We start from the raw sequence: 16,999 nt of genomic DNA on the forward strand, positions 1-16,999 counted from the left end.
TTTTTTTATTCGCATTTTTTTCTTGTTTGGAGAGGTTAAGTATTTCTTTATCAGTAAGAGAAGTCATACATAAAGATTAATAAAAGGTGATACTTTGATTAGATCACATTTTAATCATAATTGGTATTACTCTACCTCCAGTCGTATTTTGAAAGCATCTAACGAAGCATAAAGGACTTTGAAACCCGCCAGAATGGAGTCTCTCAGGTATTCCACTTCTATGTTACATCGATTTAAAAGGCAACAACCATTTCTACATCAATGTGCCTTGAATTGAAAAACCTGAGAGACTCTGAACTGACCAGATATTTAATGGGATTGGTATAAGAGCGGCTAATTCGAAAAGTAGGTAGTTCTTTGGCTTAACCCTTAGCATAGTGAAACTGTTTGATATGGCCAGCGGCCACTAACGTTAGTGGCCGCTGGCCATATCTTAAATACACTTTTGTCCAAATATTAGTCTGCGCATTAGCCTTTATCATGTTCTTATATCTCTTTAGCCTGTAGATAAACATCAAGTTAAAGCGAGCCTATAAAAGTCATGGTTATAGATAAATCAATTCGATATCTCCAATAACTGCGGTAAATATTCACTGTCTAGAGCTGCTATCTCGGCTTGTTCCGCGAGTACATCATGCAATATTTGATGGCTGGTCAGGGGGTTGGCCAGTACCACTCTGAATACAGTGGTTGGTTGTCGATAGTATTTTACAGGCTTAATACGTGTACGTGACACAAATGATTTTCCTTGTTCACGTTGATGCTTTTGAATAAATTGTGTAAGGCCATCCAGTAGATCGTTAATTTTCAACACTAAAGCTGTGTTGTTGTTTGACATGGCTGTTGTCAGTGCTACTTGTACTGATGTTGGTACATAACGATATGTCAATAAACATAGTTCAGGGACGGTGACTAACTCAAAATCCACATGTTGGTCTATGATTGAGGCAAAATATCGGGCTTTTTCTAGGCTGTTATTAATGAGGATCTCATAACCATCAAGGCCTATGATTTGTAGGCAAGCATGTACTAACATTGCCATTCCAGGGCGTGATCCTTCAAGGGTATGGCTGCCTAAATCTTTTGAACCCACCCGTAATATATATTCAGCATGATGGACAATGGCGTTGGCGAGCTCAGGGTCTTTAAACAGCACCATACCAGCCCCCATTGGAACATACATTTGTTTATGGGCGTCGATTGTCACGGAGTCTGCTAGCTCGATGCCTGTTAATAAGTAGCGATATTTGCTGGATAACAAACTCGCACCGCCCCATGCTGCATCTACATGGAAATGACAATTTAGCTCGCTGGCTAGTGCGGCCAATTCTGTTAAGGGATCGACATTGCCTGTTTCTGTGGTGCCTGCGATACCGATAATGGCCATGACTTTAATATTTTGTTGCGCCAGCTTTTCTGCTGCATCACGCATGGCGGTAACATCGACTTTATGGTGTTCGTCTGTTGGAATACTAATGATGTTATCTCGACCAATGCCCAACAAGTCTGCTGTTTTACCCAAAGAGTAATGACCACGATCGGATACTAGAATGGCAAGGTCATCATAGCCATAAAAGCGTAATGCTTTTGTCATTCCTTCACGGGTAACGCCTTTAAACTCGCCGCAAGGTTGTAATAGTCTGTTTCGAGCGATCCACAGTGCAGTGATATTAGCAACGGTGCCGCCAGAGCAAAATGCCCCGAGAGAGTGGTTAGCGCTGTGCATCCATTGATGATAAAAATCATCAGGTTGCTGATACACCAAATGATGCATCATGCCTAATACTTGACGTTCTAATGGAGTAAAGGCTTTGGATGTTTCAATTTTAACTAAATTTTGATTGAGGCCAACCATCATCTTCGATAATGGCAATACAAAATAAGGTAATGCTGAGGTCATATGACCAATAAAGCTGGGTGCCGCGGTATGGACCGAGTGAGCAACTAAGTTTTGCATAATTTCGTCAGCATAATCTGAAACGAATTTGGGATCTTTGGGGATCTGATAGGCGCTAAAGTCGGTTTCTATTTCTGACAGTGGCTTTTCAAGCGCGGCGATACTGTTGCCTAAAAAACCTGCGAGGTCTTGAGACAGCTTTTGCTCAATAATGCTCAACGTCGAGGTTGAATCTTCAGGGGCGGTAAAAATACGCAGTAAACTGTCTTCTGAAGCGTTTGCTTGACGGGTGATTTTCGAGGTCATTTTGCTTGCCGTAATGATGGACACTTCATCCAATTAGCCTTAAGTGATGCTTTACGATGAATACTGCACCTACTGGATGAAATAAGGGAGCTAACTTTACTGTATGGCAGGTTCCGCTTCAAGTATTTATCGTGTTATTACTGATGATTGGATTAGGTTATGCGTATTATGAATGATGCTAGTCGTATTGATGCAGCACAAATACAGAAGTGTATTTGTGCTGCATCAGGTTAGTTTTTTGTTAATGAAAGTGACATGATTGCTGCAATATTGCGTGCCGTATTGGTTAAATTGACTTGTGCTTCAGACAATATTTGTTCCAATGGCTGTAGCGCAGGGATGATAGGAAAAATAGCATGCATGCCTTCGGTTAAAATGGCATCTGCATTTGCACCTAGGCACCCTGAAATACCGATAACGGGAACATTGTGTTGTTTAGCAATGTTCAACACGCCCATTGGAGTTTTTCCAAACACGGTTTGTCCATCCATTCGACCTTCACCGGTGATAACAAGGTCGGCATCACGACAATAATCTGCAAGTTTAACGCTTTTGGTGACAATATCGACACCAGGTTTAAGGGTGGCATTTAATATTGTCATTACTCCAAATCCCATTCCTCCGGCTGCACCTGCTCCGGGGTGCAATTGACTGTGCTGTTCAATGGTATTGTAAAGTTGCTGATTAATTGTTTGTGAAAAATGTCCTAAAGCGTGATCAAGCAGCTCAATCATCTGTGTGGTTGCCCCTTTTTGTGGGCCAAAAATCGCACTAGCTCCTCTAGGCCCACATAACGGGTTATCAACATCACAAGCGACTTCGATAATGCAGTCTTTTATGACGTAATGACATGATTGAACATCAACATGATGCAGGGATGCTAATGAAGCCCCGCCAAAAGTCAGTGGAACATTGTTGATGTCGTTAAGTTTCACACCCAACGCTTGCATCATTCCAGCGCCAGCATCATTAGTTGCACTCCCGCCTAGGCCTAAAATGATGTGTCTTATTCCTCTGTTTAATGCATCGGCTATTAACTCACCAGTACCGAAACTGGTGGTTAATAAGGGATTACGTTGAGTTAATGGCACATGGTGTAAACCCGATGCTGCTGCCATCTCAATTATTGCAGTTTGGTTTCCTTCGTCATCAAGTTGTCCGAGCACGCCATAAAATGCGTTAACGGGTAAGCCTAAAGGCCCTGTAACAGTTAGGTTAATAATCTGTCCTTGGGTCGCATCAACCATAGCCTGCACAGTACCTTCACCGCCGTCGGCCATTGGTACTTTACAATACTGCGCATTGGGGAATACTTGCTTAAACCCATCTTCGATGGCATTAGCGACTTCCAGTGCGCTTAGGCTTTCTTTAAATGAATCAGGTGCAATAACGATTTTCATATAAGACTCTGAATAATAATTTACAGTAAAAATAAGCTTAGTAGATAAACGGTAATCATTGCCGTGACACCTTGAATTAACGTGGCCATGGTTTGGGCTCTATAAGCCTGCTTAACGCTCATACGGCTAAATTGAGTTACTACCCAAAAGAAACTATCGTTTGCATGCGATACCGTCATGGCACCTGCGCCAATGGCCATTACGGTTAATACGCGGCCCATGTCTGAGGCTAAACCGATGTCACCTAATAAGGGGGCCACTAACGCAGAAGTAGCAACTAATGCAACGGTAGATGAACCTTGTGCTGATTTGAGTGCAGCTGCCACGATAAACGGCATAAAAATGCCTACACCTAAAGCGGATAAACTGCTGCCTAAAAACGCGCCAATTTCAGTAGCTTTTAAAACTGCACCAAATGCGCCGCCAGCACCGGTGATGAGTAAAATAGGTGCAGATACCACTAAACCTTGGCTAATACGTTCACTAAATTCTTTGATTTTTTGGTCACTTTTCAACAGAGATAATGACAGAAATAGGCCGATCATTAACGCATTAACGGGTTGTCCCAAAAATACCAATAAATCGAATAAGCCTTGTTCTCCAAGTGGTTTAGATGGGAAATTTGCCACAGAGCCAAAGCAAATAAGAATAATAGGCACAAAAATAGGCGCAAATGCTCTTATAGGGCTAGGTAGCTCTCCATAGGTTTTTTTCAGGTCATCAAAATCTTGTTGCTGTAAGTTGAGATCTTTTGCGCCTTCTCCATCGGGTTGTTCATTGGCAAAACGGTTGGCCCATAACATTCCTGCCAGAGCGGCAATGGCTGCAACAAAGACACCAACCGCAATAACGAGCCCAAGCTGTGATTCAAGGCCAAGATTACCAGCCGCGGCAATTGGACCTGGTGTTGGTGGAACAAAGGTATGAGTTGCGTATAACCCGGTAGCCAATGCAACGCTCATGGCAACTTGAGACACTTTCATCCGGTTCGCCATTGACTGCTTTAATGAATTTAAAATCACAAAACCTGAATCACAAAAAACAGGGATCGACACCAAGTAGCCTATTATTGACATTGTCAACGTTGGAAAGCGTTGTCCAAATATCTTGATAACAACATCTGCCATGGTAATGGCTGCACCGCTTTTTTCGAGAATGGTACCAATAATGGTACCTAAGACAATGACCAAGCCGATGTAACCTAAAATCCCGCCAAAACCGCCAGTAATGGTTTTGGCGATTTCACTACTGGGTAAGCCATAGGCAAATGCAGTGAGAAATGACGCTAAAATGAGGGTTAAAAAAGGGTGGAGTTTGAATTTAGAGGTGGCGATGACAATAAAGGCTATCACGCCGAGTAAGATTAATATTAGTCCCATAGAGTACTCGTTATTTATTTTTGTGGGGTGGTTTTTGTATTGATCATAGTAAACCATTACCTGTAAAATACTTTGTGCGATTGCACTGATAAATTAACGTGTAGATACCATTTTTGTGCTGATGCACAATTAGGTATTGGGTTGGTGAATTAACTGGCCTAAATATAAACTGAGTAAACCATTAAAACTACGCAAATCGATGTTGGTGACTGTTTGAATTTTATCTAATCGATAACGTAGTGTATTTCGATGGATAAACAAACTGTTAGCACAAGCTTGGAAGTCACCCATGTGTTCTAGGTAAGCGGCGAGCGTTTTTTGTAATTGTTGATTATGGTCTACTTCAATGAGTTTCATGTATGGCCCGGCGAGCGCGTTTCCTCGCCAGTGATGACGTAACCCTGATAACAACACTTGTAAACTGTAGTCTTGATATAGATATTTGGTTTTGGTTGGATGCAGTTTTTTACCAATATCTAAAGTTTCTTTTGCAGTGCGATAAGAGTAACTAATGCCTAATTCACCACTGAAATAATGTCCCAGTGAAATATGTAGGCTAAGCTGCATGTTGGCAGGTAAGCGTTTAAGTAATTTATTGATGCGCTGATTTTCAAGTTCAGGGTCAAATTGCTTACCATCGAGAAAGGCTGGTTTTAAAATCACTAATTGAGTCAGCGAGATCATCGCAATTAGGTTATCGCGTACAGGATGTTGTAATAAATACAGTACTTGTTTTAATGCTTGATTGTCTTGTTGGTATAGCGGGTTATTGCTGTCGAGTTCGATAATGGCGACCACTCGCGGTACGCTTAAATCGATACCTAACTGTAATGCCCATTGCTTTAATGAAGGTAAGTCTTGTTCATTGGCATGAATAAGTTGGGAAATAAACTCCTCTTTTTGACGATTTTGCCACTGTAATTGCTCTTGCAAATTTGCTTGCTCGACAATCATCTCTGCTGTCATTTTAAGCAGTTCGCCATAGTGGCTTAATGTGTCTGGCTCGCCAGTGATGCCAATAACGCCAACAACTTGACCATGATAATGTAATGGTAAATTTAGCCCAGGTTTGACGCCATGTAAGTTTGAAGCGATGGCTTGGCTTATTTCAACATTGCGATTTTGGCTGATAGCTAATAATGCACCTTCGTGTACAGTGCCAATTCGGTCGATATCGCCTGAACCTAATATGACCGCTTGGGCATTCATGACATTGATATTATGGCCAATAATTTTCATGGTTCGGTCAACAATTTTAGCAGCAATTAGCGTATCAATTTGGAACATGAATTTCTCTAGGCAATAAATATCGTTATTGAATAATACCTGATGTTGGCTAAGTATGGGGAGGCAGTTGGTGCTTAAATGTGCTGGGTGAATAAAAAGTGGCCTATACCCATTCCAATATTTATCTAGTCATTCTGTGGGGGCTTTCTAAAGCCTGATTGAGCGCATAATTAATGGAATGGGTATAATTGGGGTAAAATCCGTTTGCCATACTTTAATCTCAAGTTATTCATGATGTTAATGGTGACTGTTTGCAAGCTTTTTATACTGTCGTTGTTGTGGCGAACATCATTAAATTTAAGAATATAAAAACGCCAACCTAGATAAGGTTGGCGTCATTTTTGTGTGAGTAGCGTTGTTATATAATGATTATTTTACTTACAGGCGATAACTCACATTAAGCATGATCATATGCGCAGTGTAGTCATGCTGTAAATTATCTAGACTCAACACATTCCAAATAGTGTCGACGTCGAGATCATTGGAATCGTCATTATCAAGGTATTTTTCCATTTTGTAGTCAATACGTAAGGCCATTTTTTCGGTGGCTTGATATTGTGCATACACATTAATGTTATGTACTTTGGCATAATAGTCACCGTAATCACCAGTAATACCTTGTCTAACTTGGGTGGTGCTGTCTGAGTCTGAGTAGGTATAATCTAATCCTAGTCGTAAACGACTATCCATTAGATTATTGTAGCTCAGTCCGGCACCAACAACATCGACAGTGTCTTCAATATTGGCTTGCCAATTGGCTGTACTGAAATTAGTACTACCAGATTGAACCGATTTTATCACTTGGTGGTTATAGAAACTGTTGATGTTAATATCTTGACTAATCATGTAGTTAATGTTGATATCGTAATTAGTATCTTTTGATTCTGTTAAACCTATTTGGGTTTCAGTGTAATCATCAAATGCATAACGAACACCAAAATCGATGGTTAAGTCATTAATTGGAGTATGGTTGAAGCGTGCTTCTATTTGAGTGCGGTCGCGGTCGGCCAAATAGTATCGACGTAACAATGCGTTCTGTTCTGATGATGTTGATTCAGATGCTTGATATTCTGAACCATCTCTTTGGCTTAAACTACCCTTAAGCCAGATATTCCACATGTCAAAACTATTGACGCGTAAACGCGCCCAAACGTTGTTGTCGTCTGTGGTTTCTCGGTCTTGATTACTGCGTTCATCACGTTTGAAATCATAACCAGCGTCAAGTTTTATACCATGATTAATACGGTAGTCTGTTGATAATTTTGCGCGATGCGTGGTGAGATCATATGGGGTGTTATACACCACTTTGCCTGTTACATCGTTAATGCTGATTTGGGTCCATTGTTCTATTTCGGTGTTGTTTTCTCTGTCGTTATAATCATAACTGCCTGTGAGACGCCATTCCCGATTAAGTTTCGTTACGGCTTTTAGTGTCATCCCCGTAATGTCTACTTTGGCATCTATACTGTCTACAGGTAATGAATAACCGTAACCTAGACTGGTTAGTTGCTGATCTTGGGTCATCTGGCCGACAAGCAAACGACCACTTAAACTGGTGATGGAATCATTATATTGGCCCATTAACGAGATAGTATGAGCTTCGTTATCGGGGTCGAGTGCGATGTAACCTTGGGTTTGAGCACCAAAAGTGGGATTAAAAGCACTGTCAAAGCCAAGTTGTTGATGATTATTGCTAAATACAGATCCTGTGTAGTTGATACTGGTAAACCAATTATTTCCGTGTAGCTTAATTCCGGCATTCAAAATGTCTGTGGTGTAATCTACAGGTTCTGCCAGCATCATTGACTGGTTAAAGAAACTGCCAGAAGCCACTTTAGTACCAGTTTTTTCTTCACGTTGAAAATTCACGTACGTTGTCAATAATGATTCGGATTGATATTCAAACCCTAGTGCAGCTCGTTCGCGTTTTAGCGACAGCTCAAAAGGACTTAAGTTGCTATATAGCATTGGCATATCTGAACTTGAACCAGCAGTAACCCAATTATTGGCTAATGTTAAGTTATCGCTGCCAATATTTTGATAAGGGCTTAGTGCATTGTTACTTTGATATGTTGCAATGGAGCGATAGCCTAAGTTGAGGTTATACAGTCCAAGTTTGCCTACATCAACGTCCATGCGGCCATTGTCCATGCCCATATTGTTGGCGGACACTTTTGCTTGGTAGCCATTGTCACTGCGATATTTTAGGTCAGCATCAACTTTACCAGCCATTTGATTACTGCTATTAAATGCATTTGCTGAGTGTATATCATCTTCACTGTTGTAACCGATCCCCACACCTATGGTGCCAGTTGTTCCTGATTCCACCATGCAACGTTTACATTGCCAAGCATCAAATTTAACTTTGTCTGTTTTAGCGTTTGCTAGGCCATATCCATCAGCCATAATACTAAAGCTGGTGCTAGTGAGTAACGCTAAGGTAATGAGGTTTAATTTTGTGTTCATAATATTATCTCCTTAGCGCTGCAGTAACTTACCAGATGGATGGTTTGAACCATGCACCTGATTGTGACAATTTAAGCAGCTGCGCCCACCCGTAAAGGCAGTACCATTTACTGTAGAGCCCATGTCTGTGTTACCTAGATAAGCGTTGCTTGTGTGACCGTCACCCGCATGGCATTGCTGGCATAATTGTGGTGCACGCGTTTTAAGCATGGCGTCATTGACTGAGCCGTGCGGATTATGACAATTAACGCAGTTTTCGGTGACGGGTGCATGCTCCCACAGCTTTGGGCCACGTTTTTCTGCGTGGCATGAATAGCAAGTTTCATTGACTGTTGGTTGAACGAGATCTGAGTCGCTCAAGCTGCCATGAGGATTATGACAGTCACTACAGGTCATTTGATTCCATTTCATTGGATGACTCGTGCGTTTGTTCATGTCTGCTTTTTGTCTGGTGTGACAATTAGTACAGACTTCGACCTCTGTTTGCTTTGATAATACAGGGTCGTGTGCAGCATGTACGCTATGACAAGATGCACATGCAACATCGGCATTGGCATGATGACTGCTGTCCCATGCTACGCGTTTGTCGTCTAGGTGACAGCTCATACATACACTGTTTTGTTTGTCTGCGCTAAGTGTTGATGTTGGACCAAATGTAATCATTGGCTCTTTACCACCACGATTATGTGAGCCTAAAGGGCCATGACATGCTTCACACTGTAGCCCTGCCATAGGGCTTTTTGATGAATCAATCGAACCATGAACACCTTTAAATAAGTCCATGACTTTTTCAGATTTTTTATGGCACATTAAACATGAGTCTGCACCTTTTGGGGAATATTTCCCTTCGGCGAATTTTTTGTCGAGCGTTGCTTCAACTTCTGCCGGTGTCATCTTGGCATCCCATTTTGCTGCTTGTACATTATTTGTCACAAACAACGTTGAGGCTGTGAGGAAGAGTAGGGCTAAAAATACGGTGTTTATTGAGTTTGTGGTCTTCATAAGTAGACTTCCTAATTTGTCCATTTTGATGATCAACATGTTGATAAAGTAAGTCATAAAATGAGAGAGAAGCAGGGCTTCTCTCTCAATGAACAAATTAAAGTTTCACTTGTGTGTGATTTTCAATTGTTGGGGCATGGCAGAAGAAACAGGTTTCTAACTGTGCTGCATCATTGGCTTCTTGGTAACTACCATTGACTATAGCGCCTTGTCCTTGAGCATGTTGCTTAATAGTATCAAAACCATGGCAAGAAGCGCACGTTGCAGTGATAGGGGTTGTATAAAGGCCATTAGATGTAGCGAGTGCACCTTTAACTTTAAATGCGTCAAGGTTAAAGTCATTATGACACTGAGTACAATCTTTGATAATGCCTTGCTCACCATGAACGCTGTGGAGTTTCATTTCGATAGCGCCTTGATTGCCGCCAGAAGCATAGGTGCCATCTGGAGTATGACAAGCGACACAAGCATCAATTCCCACAGTCATTTCGCCATTTAACTCTCGAGCTAGTTGTTCTGTCATGACAAAACCAGCATGATGACCTTTATGCAATTCAAAGGTATCACCATGGCAATTATCGCATGAACCAAAATTAACGGAGTCTATATGTCGATAGCTTGGAGAATTCCCAGAGAACGTTCCCACGGTGAATTCGGCTTTCATGCTCGTGGTCAATACACCTTCAGCACAATCAATAGCTTGAATACCATCGTTACACATTTCAAGGCCAATAAAGCTAAAGGCGGTATCTGTGTCACCCGAACCAAATGGTAATGATGCAATATTGTATACCAGCTTACCCGATTCAATGGTGACATCTGCTTGCAACAAACCTGTGTTGACAAAGTCTTTACTTATTTTGGCTAAACCGCTTCCAGGACTAGGGGTGTACCCCATTATTGGGAAGTTAGGACCAACGTTAGTGATGGTTTCAATGCGTTGAATTTTACTGACTAAGGTTGAGGCATCAACCGCAGCACCGTTGGCATCTAAAATCGTTACCGATAAGGTTGCTGACTTGTCTTCTGCGCTGGCTTTGTTTGCTGTCAATGTAGCGGTCATGCCATATTGGTCGATAAATGCTTTTTTCTGAGTATAAGTTGTAGTGTGTAACGCTTCTGTCCAGCTGGCATTGTGACATGCAATACAATTGGAGTTATCCACTTGTTGTGGATGACCTTGACCCGTTTTAAAGTCGATGTCGGTATGACAGCTTGAACAAGCTTCCATGGTTGGAATGCGTGTCCAGTTATTTGATTCGCTCAGTTGTTCTGAGTCCACATGACAAGTTGTGCAATTATCTTGCACTATGTTGTGGGCTGTTTCTGCACTTTTATCCATGCTGCGACCATACATTTTTGCATCGTTGTGAACATTATGGATTAAGTGACTAAATTCAACTTGAACCTTGTCTTTTTCAATGGCCATTTCATTAGTGTGGCAAGATGTACAGGTTTCTAAGTCTGTATAACTATGATAAATGCTTTCACCCTCAGCATGGCAGGTATTACAAGTGGCTCCGCTGACAATGTTTTTAGTGTATTTGGCAGTAAACCCTTCACCGTCGAAATCTTCGGTGACTTCGGTACGCGGTACTGTTGTAACACCATCTAGTAAGGTTGAGGCACTGGCAATAACGTTATAACGTTGTGTTAGCTCAGGGTTAAAACCTTCAACATTGACAGTAAAACTGTAAGTGCCGTTACCATGGTCGGTAAACGCTTTTTCTGAACCAATAAATTGCCATTGTGCTGAATTACCTGCACCGCTAGCGCCAGCTGGAATAAGTTGGACGACTTTTTTAATTTCAAAATCTTTAAGACCTGCTACAGGGAGGTCTTTTTCATTGGTTGCAAATACTTCAATAGTCGGTTTATTGTCTTGATACGTGACTTTAGTGATATCTAAATTTAGCGTTTTAATGGCTTCAGCAGGCTCGCCGCCAGGGTTGCCTGGATTTCCTGCTTCACCATCATCTCCTCCGCCACAGCCTACTAGTGTTATTGATGCAGACATAGCAAGTAATAATGCCATTTTTGTGTATTTTTTGTTCATCATGTTTTCCCTGCAAAGGTCATCCATCTAACTCACTGGCAGTATGTTCTGCAATTATCTTGTTCAGTTAAGTTGATGTTGGAATTAGTTTTCCCAACACTAAGATTACTTTACAAAAAGCTGTCCGTCTTGTAGGTGGATGCAATTGTGTGATGGTGATCAGCCTATTAATAAAGGGATATATAAAATGTGGCGTTTATTGATGCTGGGTTGTTCGCGTCAGAAAAAAGACCTTAGCAATATGCTAAGGTCTGTGATAGGGAAACGACAGTGTTACTTAGCTGTTTAGGCTAAAAACCATGTGTTTTAGTCACTCTGTCGACGGTATGACAAGTAGAGCATATTTCTGATGCACGGTTACGCACATCGTCTTCGCTAATGCCGTCAACAATACCGCCGTTAGCCTCAATATGAGACACGGTAGCGTCAGTACGATACTTTTGATGACAGCTTAAACAAGCTCCTGTATCTGATGACACCCAAACATCTGCACCTGTATCGATATCGGCATAACGCCATACTCTGTCAGTTGCTCTACCGAGTTGGATCCCATCAGCGGTATGACAGGTTTTACAATCTGTTTTCAGAACAGTTCCAGATTCAACACCGGCAGATAAGAGGTAATGACCTTCAGCGCTGTGTGCTTTAAAGGCAAAACTTGACGATTTTTTACCACCAGGGTAAGTGTCATCAGTCTTAAGGGTCTTATCAGAGGTGTGACACGTTTGGCAGTTAATGCCATTGTCATAGTGGCGCACTTCTTGGTTGTGACAGCCTTGACAGCTTGATGGGTTGATAATATCTCGACGCGAGGCTGTCGCCTGATTATTGTTTATTGCGTTAGCAGCCATAACAAAATGGTATGGTTCACTTTTTATGGCCACTTTTTGGACATCATCAGTGCTGCATGCCGTTAGTTTTACTTCAGGTCTACCGTAGCCACCCTTATTAAAGCAGGCAGAGACCGCAGACCAAAGCTCAAACGTTTTACCTACGTAATCGGTTGGTAAAGTGGCATTGTTCCAAATTAAGGTCCAACTATTGTCTGTATTCGCTGTACCTTCACTTAACCGAATACGGCGATCATTGTAACTGGCATTGTTATAGCTTGGATAGTCTTTGTCGCTGTCCCATGCCATCACGATACGGCTGCTTTGGTCGATATATTCTGCTGCAATAACATTATTTGATGCATCGGTAAATTTCACCGTGGTACTAAATTTTCCATCAGTAGTCACTGTTACATCACTGAATACAGCATTCATGGTTTTTGTTTCGTTATAAGCCTTCATGACATCGCCATGAGCTTCTTTTGCACTGCGAGCATAACCTTCTTCAATATGACATGAAGTACAATTAGTGCCTACACTACTATGTTGTTGAGAGGCTAATTCTGTGTGGCATGAAATACAAGCAGTATCACTTTTATTGGCATAAAACAGTGCCGCATCTTTGGGCGCTCCAGCACCTTCTACATGACATGCACTACAATCTGCTGCAGGTTTTTGTGGGTACGTCACGTCACCGTAATTGTGCTTTCCACCGCCATAGCCAATCACTTTATAAGGTGCTGCAACATCGCCTTCAGCTGTGCTGGTTACGCGGTCTTGGCCCTTATGGATGGCGTGGATCATGTAGGTGAAATCAACACTGTTACCCGTTTCTGGATCGCCAGATGTTGCGGTATGACATGATGCACAGTTTTCAAGATCGATTCGACGACCACCATGCAGTGCTAAACTTTCTGGTTGATGACAGGTATAACAAGCATTAATCGATACTACATCCCGTGATGCAATATCTTCAGTTAAGCCGGTTGATGGTTGAAAATCGTAATGAGCATTGGCTGTGATTAATGGCTGTTTTAATTCCAGTGTAATACGTTGAGTGTCATCAGCTTGATAAGTGACGCTTAAAGGTGTTGTCACTTGAGCAATATTTGTTTGGAATGTATATGAATAGGATCCGTCTTGATTGTCTACTAAACAGTCAGCACATTTTGATGCTGCCTCAACGTCAGCTTGAAATTGCTCAGAGGGTGAAATATTGGTTTCATCATCTGAGATCCAACTGGCATTGGGTTGCTTTATTGCATTAATGTAAGATTGCCATTGATACCCACGATCGACTTCAACTTTATTATCGTCAGCACCAACCATTTCAACTACAGGGGTTAATTGAGCAATACCAAAACGAATGTCGTGGTCTTTTGTTAAACCCAGAACGGCAACACCATTGCCATTCTTAAGGGTAAAGGTAACATTGACTTTTCCGTCTACCACTGTTGCGTCGGTAAAGGTCGCTTTAAGGGTTTGTGTATCATCAATATTGACACCAATGATACCATCTGGACCATCTTCGCCGTTGGTTCCGTCACTGCCACCACAACCAGATAATGCTAGAGCGATAAGCCCTGCACTAAATACCGCTTTTACGGCGGGACTAACTGTTATTGTCTTCATCATGTATTCCCTGCATTTTTTTGTTATCTCGCATTCACTACTGATTCAAAGTGTGCGGATTTTATTCAAGCATTATGTTAGCTAACCTTGACGACTTACTCATTGAATTATGTGTAGAGTTGTGACTAAGATCTGACTATTCCTTTTGGCTTACCTTGATCTATGGGGTAGGTCTATGTTGATAGTGTCAACGGTATCATTTCCACAGAGCTTATTTATTGATAATAGACGAGCTTTGAAATGAAGCGTGCCTCAAGAGCATGGTCAATAACGCAGAATAGTAGATGGGGCTGACTTAAAAGTAGACGGTATTTGTTGTTTAACCTACTTTTTGTTTCTGGTTGAGGTTAAGTATTGCGCAGTTAGAGGGAGGATAGATAACTTATTAAGATTAAGGCTTGATCAAGCCAATCGGTTAGGGGATAATCCATCCGTTCTGAAACATAAGTTGTATTTTTACTTCAGAAGTCAATGGTGACCCTAGGGTCCCCCCGCAACGATAACTTGTGAACTCGGCCAGGCCTGGAAGGGAGCAACCGCAGCAAGCGACTCGTGTGCCGGGGTGTCGGCTCTAGGGGAACCTCCAATATCCCCCTTGTCCTTTATCACTTAATTTTATTTACTTTAATTCGTTATAACTATTTGATAGTCATTGCATCTTTAACTTATTTACATGTTTGCTTTAGACGCACTGCATCATTCGGCATTGGATTGATTACTATTATTCTGCCGCATGTTCGGCTTCTTCTTTTAAGCGTTTTTGTAAATTGGCTTTAAGGAATTGTCGAGAGCGTTCAAGTGCTTCACTTATCTCTGTTTTCATTTGTTTGAGTTCTTGATAATTTTCAAAGAAATATGTATCAACTAAATGGCGAATGTACCTGACGGGCAGCTGATTCAATGTCACGCAACATAAGTCTGCTAAGTATTCTTCTGGCAACTCTTCCATTAAGCCTTCATCTCTTAGCATTTCCATTAATAGAACTTCATAATAGTTTCGGATCTCTAATTGCATTATTACGCTCCATTGAGATTGTTTTGTTTATCGACATAAACGTCAATGTCGAGAGTGTTGATACTCACTACCCTGTGGTGTTTTACTCTTGGTTAAGCGTACTTTGATACGCTGATAATCATGACCCTTTTGCTGCAACTAATAATTGGCTATGTCGGAGTGTTAAATCTTCTTCACTACGACTATAGCCTCCACCTATCACTGCTGCAAGTGGGATGTTATGCATTTTCGCTATTGATATTACTTGTTTGTCTCGATCGAGAATACCCTGATTTGAAATCGAGAAGTATCCTAAGTCATCATCTTGATGGATATCGACACCAGCATCGTAAATAATCAAATCAGGTTGATGGAGACGGATCAGGTAAGGCAATATTTGTTGTATATGTTCCAGATAACGAGTGTCGGTACAGCCTTTATCGAGATCAATATCGTAGTCAGATTGTTGTTTTCTTGATGGGAAATTTTTTGCGCAGTGGATTGAGCAGCTAATGATATTTGGGTCACCTTGTGTGAGTGTTGCTGTTCCATCCCCTTGGTGAACATCACAATCAAAAATAAGCACCTTATCGACTTTTCCACTATCAATGGCTGATTTAGCTGCAATGACTAAGTCATTAAAAATACAAAAACCACTACCAAAGTCATAATGTGCATGATGGTAACCACCCGTTAAATGCACTGCGACTCCATGTTTAAGAGCCAACTCAACACATAAGCGGGTTCCATTTACGGCGTGTAAAGTACGCGTGACTAACTCAGTACTCCATGGGAACCCGATACGCCTCTGAGCTTTGTGATCTAACGTGCCATTGATAAATTGGTCAACATACAGTGGGCAATGCACGCCATAAAGCATGTTTATGCTTATTGGCGAAGGGATATGCCGATAACGCTCAAACAATAAATGTTGTTTGAGCGCATGTTGGTACAAATTATGATATTTGGTAGTAGGAAAACGATGTGTGCTAGGTAACGCCAGTTGAGAATAACTGGCGTGATATACGAAAGGTATCGACATAGAACTTATAGCTGCTTGATTGCCCAGCCCATAAACTCCTTACGGGTTTTTTCATCGGCTTGTAACCACCAATATTGCAACATCTGTTCAGCTTGGGCGGGATTTGTCTTTTGCGACGAAACCGCTGGAGGAGTAGGGACGACAACTGGTGCGCTCATGGTTGCGGATGCAACATCAGATTTTGCAGGTAATGCTTGCATTGGTTGGCTACCATCGCCAGTAGCTGATGCTGACAATGTTTCTATGTTATGCTTTTTTTTGCCTTTGAAAAGATTATTAATAAATGAATTTTCAGTGAAATTAGTTTGTTCAACACTGTAATTGACTAAGCCATTGTCTTGACGTTTAATATTAATTTGTGGTTTTTTTGCGAATACCTTTGGTTTTTTAATCACATTACCTTCAGCAGGTTGCAATAGATATTGATAATCCCCATCAACTGTTAATGTCACAATCAACGGTGTTGATTTTACAAACGTTTGGCTATCACTAAAACTATCATCAACCACATCATGATAACGAACTGCGATTTTGTGTGTGCCATTGGTTAGCGCTAAATCAGCTTGGTGATTGAACATACTGGTTTCAACCTCTTCACCATCAAGCGCTAGATATTCGAAAGACATTGGGATGGTTAAATTAGCAGCTAAAACCGATGATGACGATAAAACTGCCAAAAGCGCACTAGTGGTAAATAAAGATTTCATT

The 16,999-nt window shown here is 41.4% G+C and carries 11 protein-coding genes and 1 other RNA gene; 1 reads left to right on the plus strand and 11 read right to left on the minus strand.

The features are described from left to right. Positions 1-556 precede the first annotated feature (556 nt). From panP to ACWXWT_RS11260, 8 genes are all read right to left on the minus strand, one after another. A complete protein-coding gene (gene panP, locus ACWXWT_RS11225; RefSeq protein WP_456041671.1) occupies positions 557-2,203 on the minus strand; it encodes a pyridoxal-dependent aspartate 1-decarboxylase PanP in 1,647 nt (548 codons plus the stop codon). Between the two features lie 230 nt (positions 2,204-2,433). After that, the gene (locus tag ACWXWT_RS11230; protein ID WP_456041672.1) at positions 2,434-3,603 is read right to left on the minus strand and encodes a glycerate kinase; all 1,170 of its coding nucleotides are present in this window, start codon (positions 3,601-3,603) and stop codon (positions 2,434-2,436) included. A gap of 20 nt (positions 3,604-3,623) precedes the next feature. Beyond that, positions 3,624-4,982 carry a GntP family permease gene (locus ACWXWT_RS11235; protein WP_456041673.1) on the minus strand — a complete coding sequence of 453 codons (1,359 nt, stop codon included), beginning with the start codon at positions 4,980-4,982 and terminating at the stop codon, positions 3,624-3,626. Between the two features lie 129 nt (positions 4,983-5,111). Further along, the gene (locus ACWXWT_RS11240) at positions 5,112-6,269 is read right to left on the minus strand and encodes a sugar diacid recognition domain-containing protein (protein WP_456041674.1); all 1,158 of its coding nucleotides are present in this window, start codon (positions 6,267-6,269) and stop codon (positions 5,112-5,114) included. Positions 6,270-6,647: 378 nt separating this feature from the next. Further along, positions 6,648-8,735, minus strand: coding sequence for an MtrB/PioB family decaheme-associated outer membrane protein (locus ACWXWT_RS11245; RefSeq protein ID WP_456041675.1), 2,088 nt, complete (start codon positions 8,733-8,735; stop codon positions 6,648-6,650). Positions 8,736-8,747: 12 nt separating this feature from the next. Continuing rightward, on the minus strand, positions 8,748-9,737 hold the full coding sequence (locus ACWXWT_RS11250; RefSeq protein WP_456041676.1) for a DmsE family decaheme c-type cytochrome: 990 nt from the start codon (positions 9,735-9,737) through the stop codon (positions 8,748-8,750). A 97-nt stretch (positions 9,738-9,834) separates the two neighbouring features. After that, entirely contained in the window at positions 9,835-11,796 is a 1,962-nt protein-coding gene (locus tag ACWXWT_RS11255; protein WP_456041677.1) for an OmcA/MtrC family decaheme c-type cytochrome, read from the minus strand. A gap of 287 nt (positions 11,797-12,083) precedes the next feature. Continuing rightward, entirely contained in the window at positions 12,084-14,258 is a 2,175-nt protein-coding gene (locus ACWXWT_RS11260; RefSeq protein ID WP_456041678.1) for an OmcA/MtrC family decaheme c-type cytochrome, read from the minus strand. A 477-nt stretch (positions 14,259-14,735) separates the two neighbouring features. Between ACWXWT_RS11260 and ffs the strand changes: the two genes are divergently transcribed. Further along, an RNA gene (gene ffs, locus ACWXWT_RS11265) (signal recognition particle sRNA small type) lies at positions 14,736-14,833 on the plus strand. A gap of 143 nt (positions 14,834-14,976) precedes the next feature. On the opposite strand, the gene ACWXWT_RS11270 is transcribed toward ffs, so the two are convergent. The 3 genes from ACWXWT_RS11270 to ACWXWT_RS11280 form a co-directional block, all read right to left on the minus strand. Continuing rightward, a complete protein-coding gene (locus ACWXWT_RS11270) occupies positions 14,977-15,270 on the minus strand; it encodes a late competence development ComFB family protein (RefSeq protein ID WP_456041679.1) in 294 nt (97 codons plus the stop codon). 118 nt (positions 15,271-15,388) lie between these two features. After that, the gene (locus tag ACWXWT_RS11275; RefSeq protein WP_456041680.1) at positions 15,389-16,291 is read right to left on the minus strand and encodes a histone deacetylase family protein; all 903 of its coding nucleotides are present in this window, start codon (positions 16,289-16,291) and stop codon (positions 15,389-15,391) included. 5 nt (positions 16,292-16,296) lie between these two features. After that, the gene (locus tag ACWXWT_RS11280; protein WP_456041681.1) at positions 16,297-16,998 is read right to left on the minus strand and encodes a DUF2057 domain-containing protein; all 702 of its coding nucleotides are present in this window, start codon (positions 16,996-16,998) and stop codon (positions 16,297-16,299) included. Between the last annotated feature and the right edge of the window lies 1 nt (position 16,999).

This window comes from Shewanella sp. A22 (genome assembly GCF_053850585.1).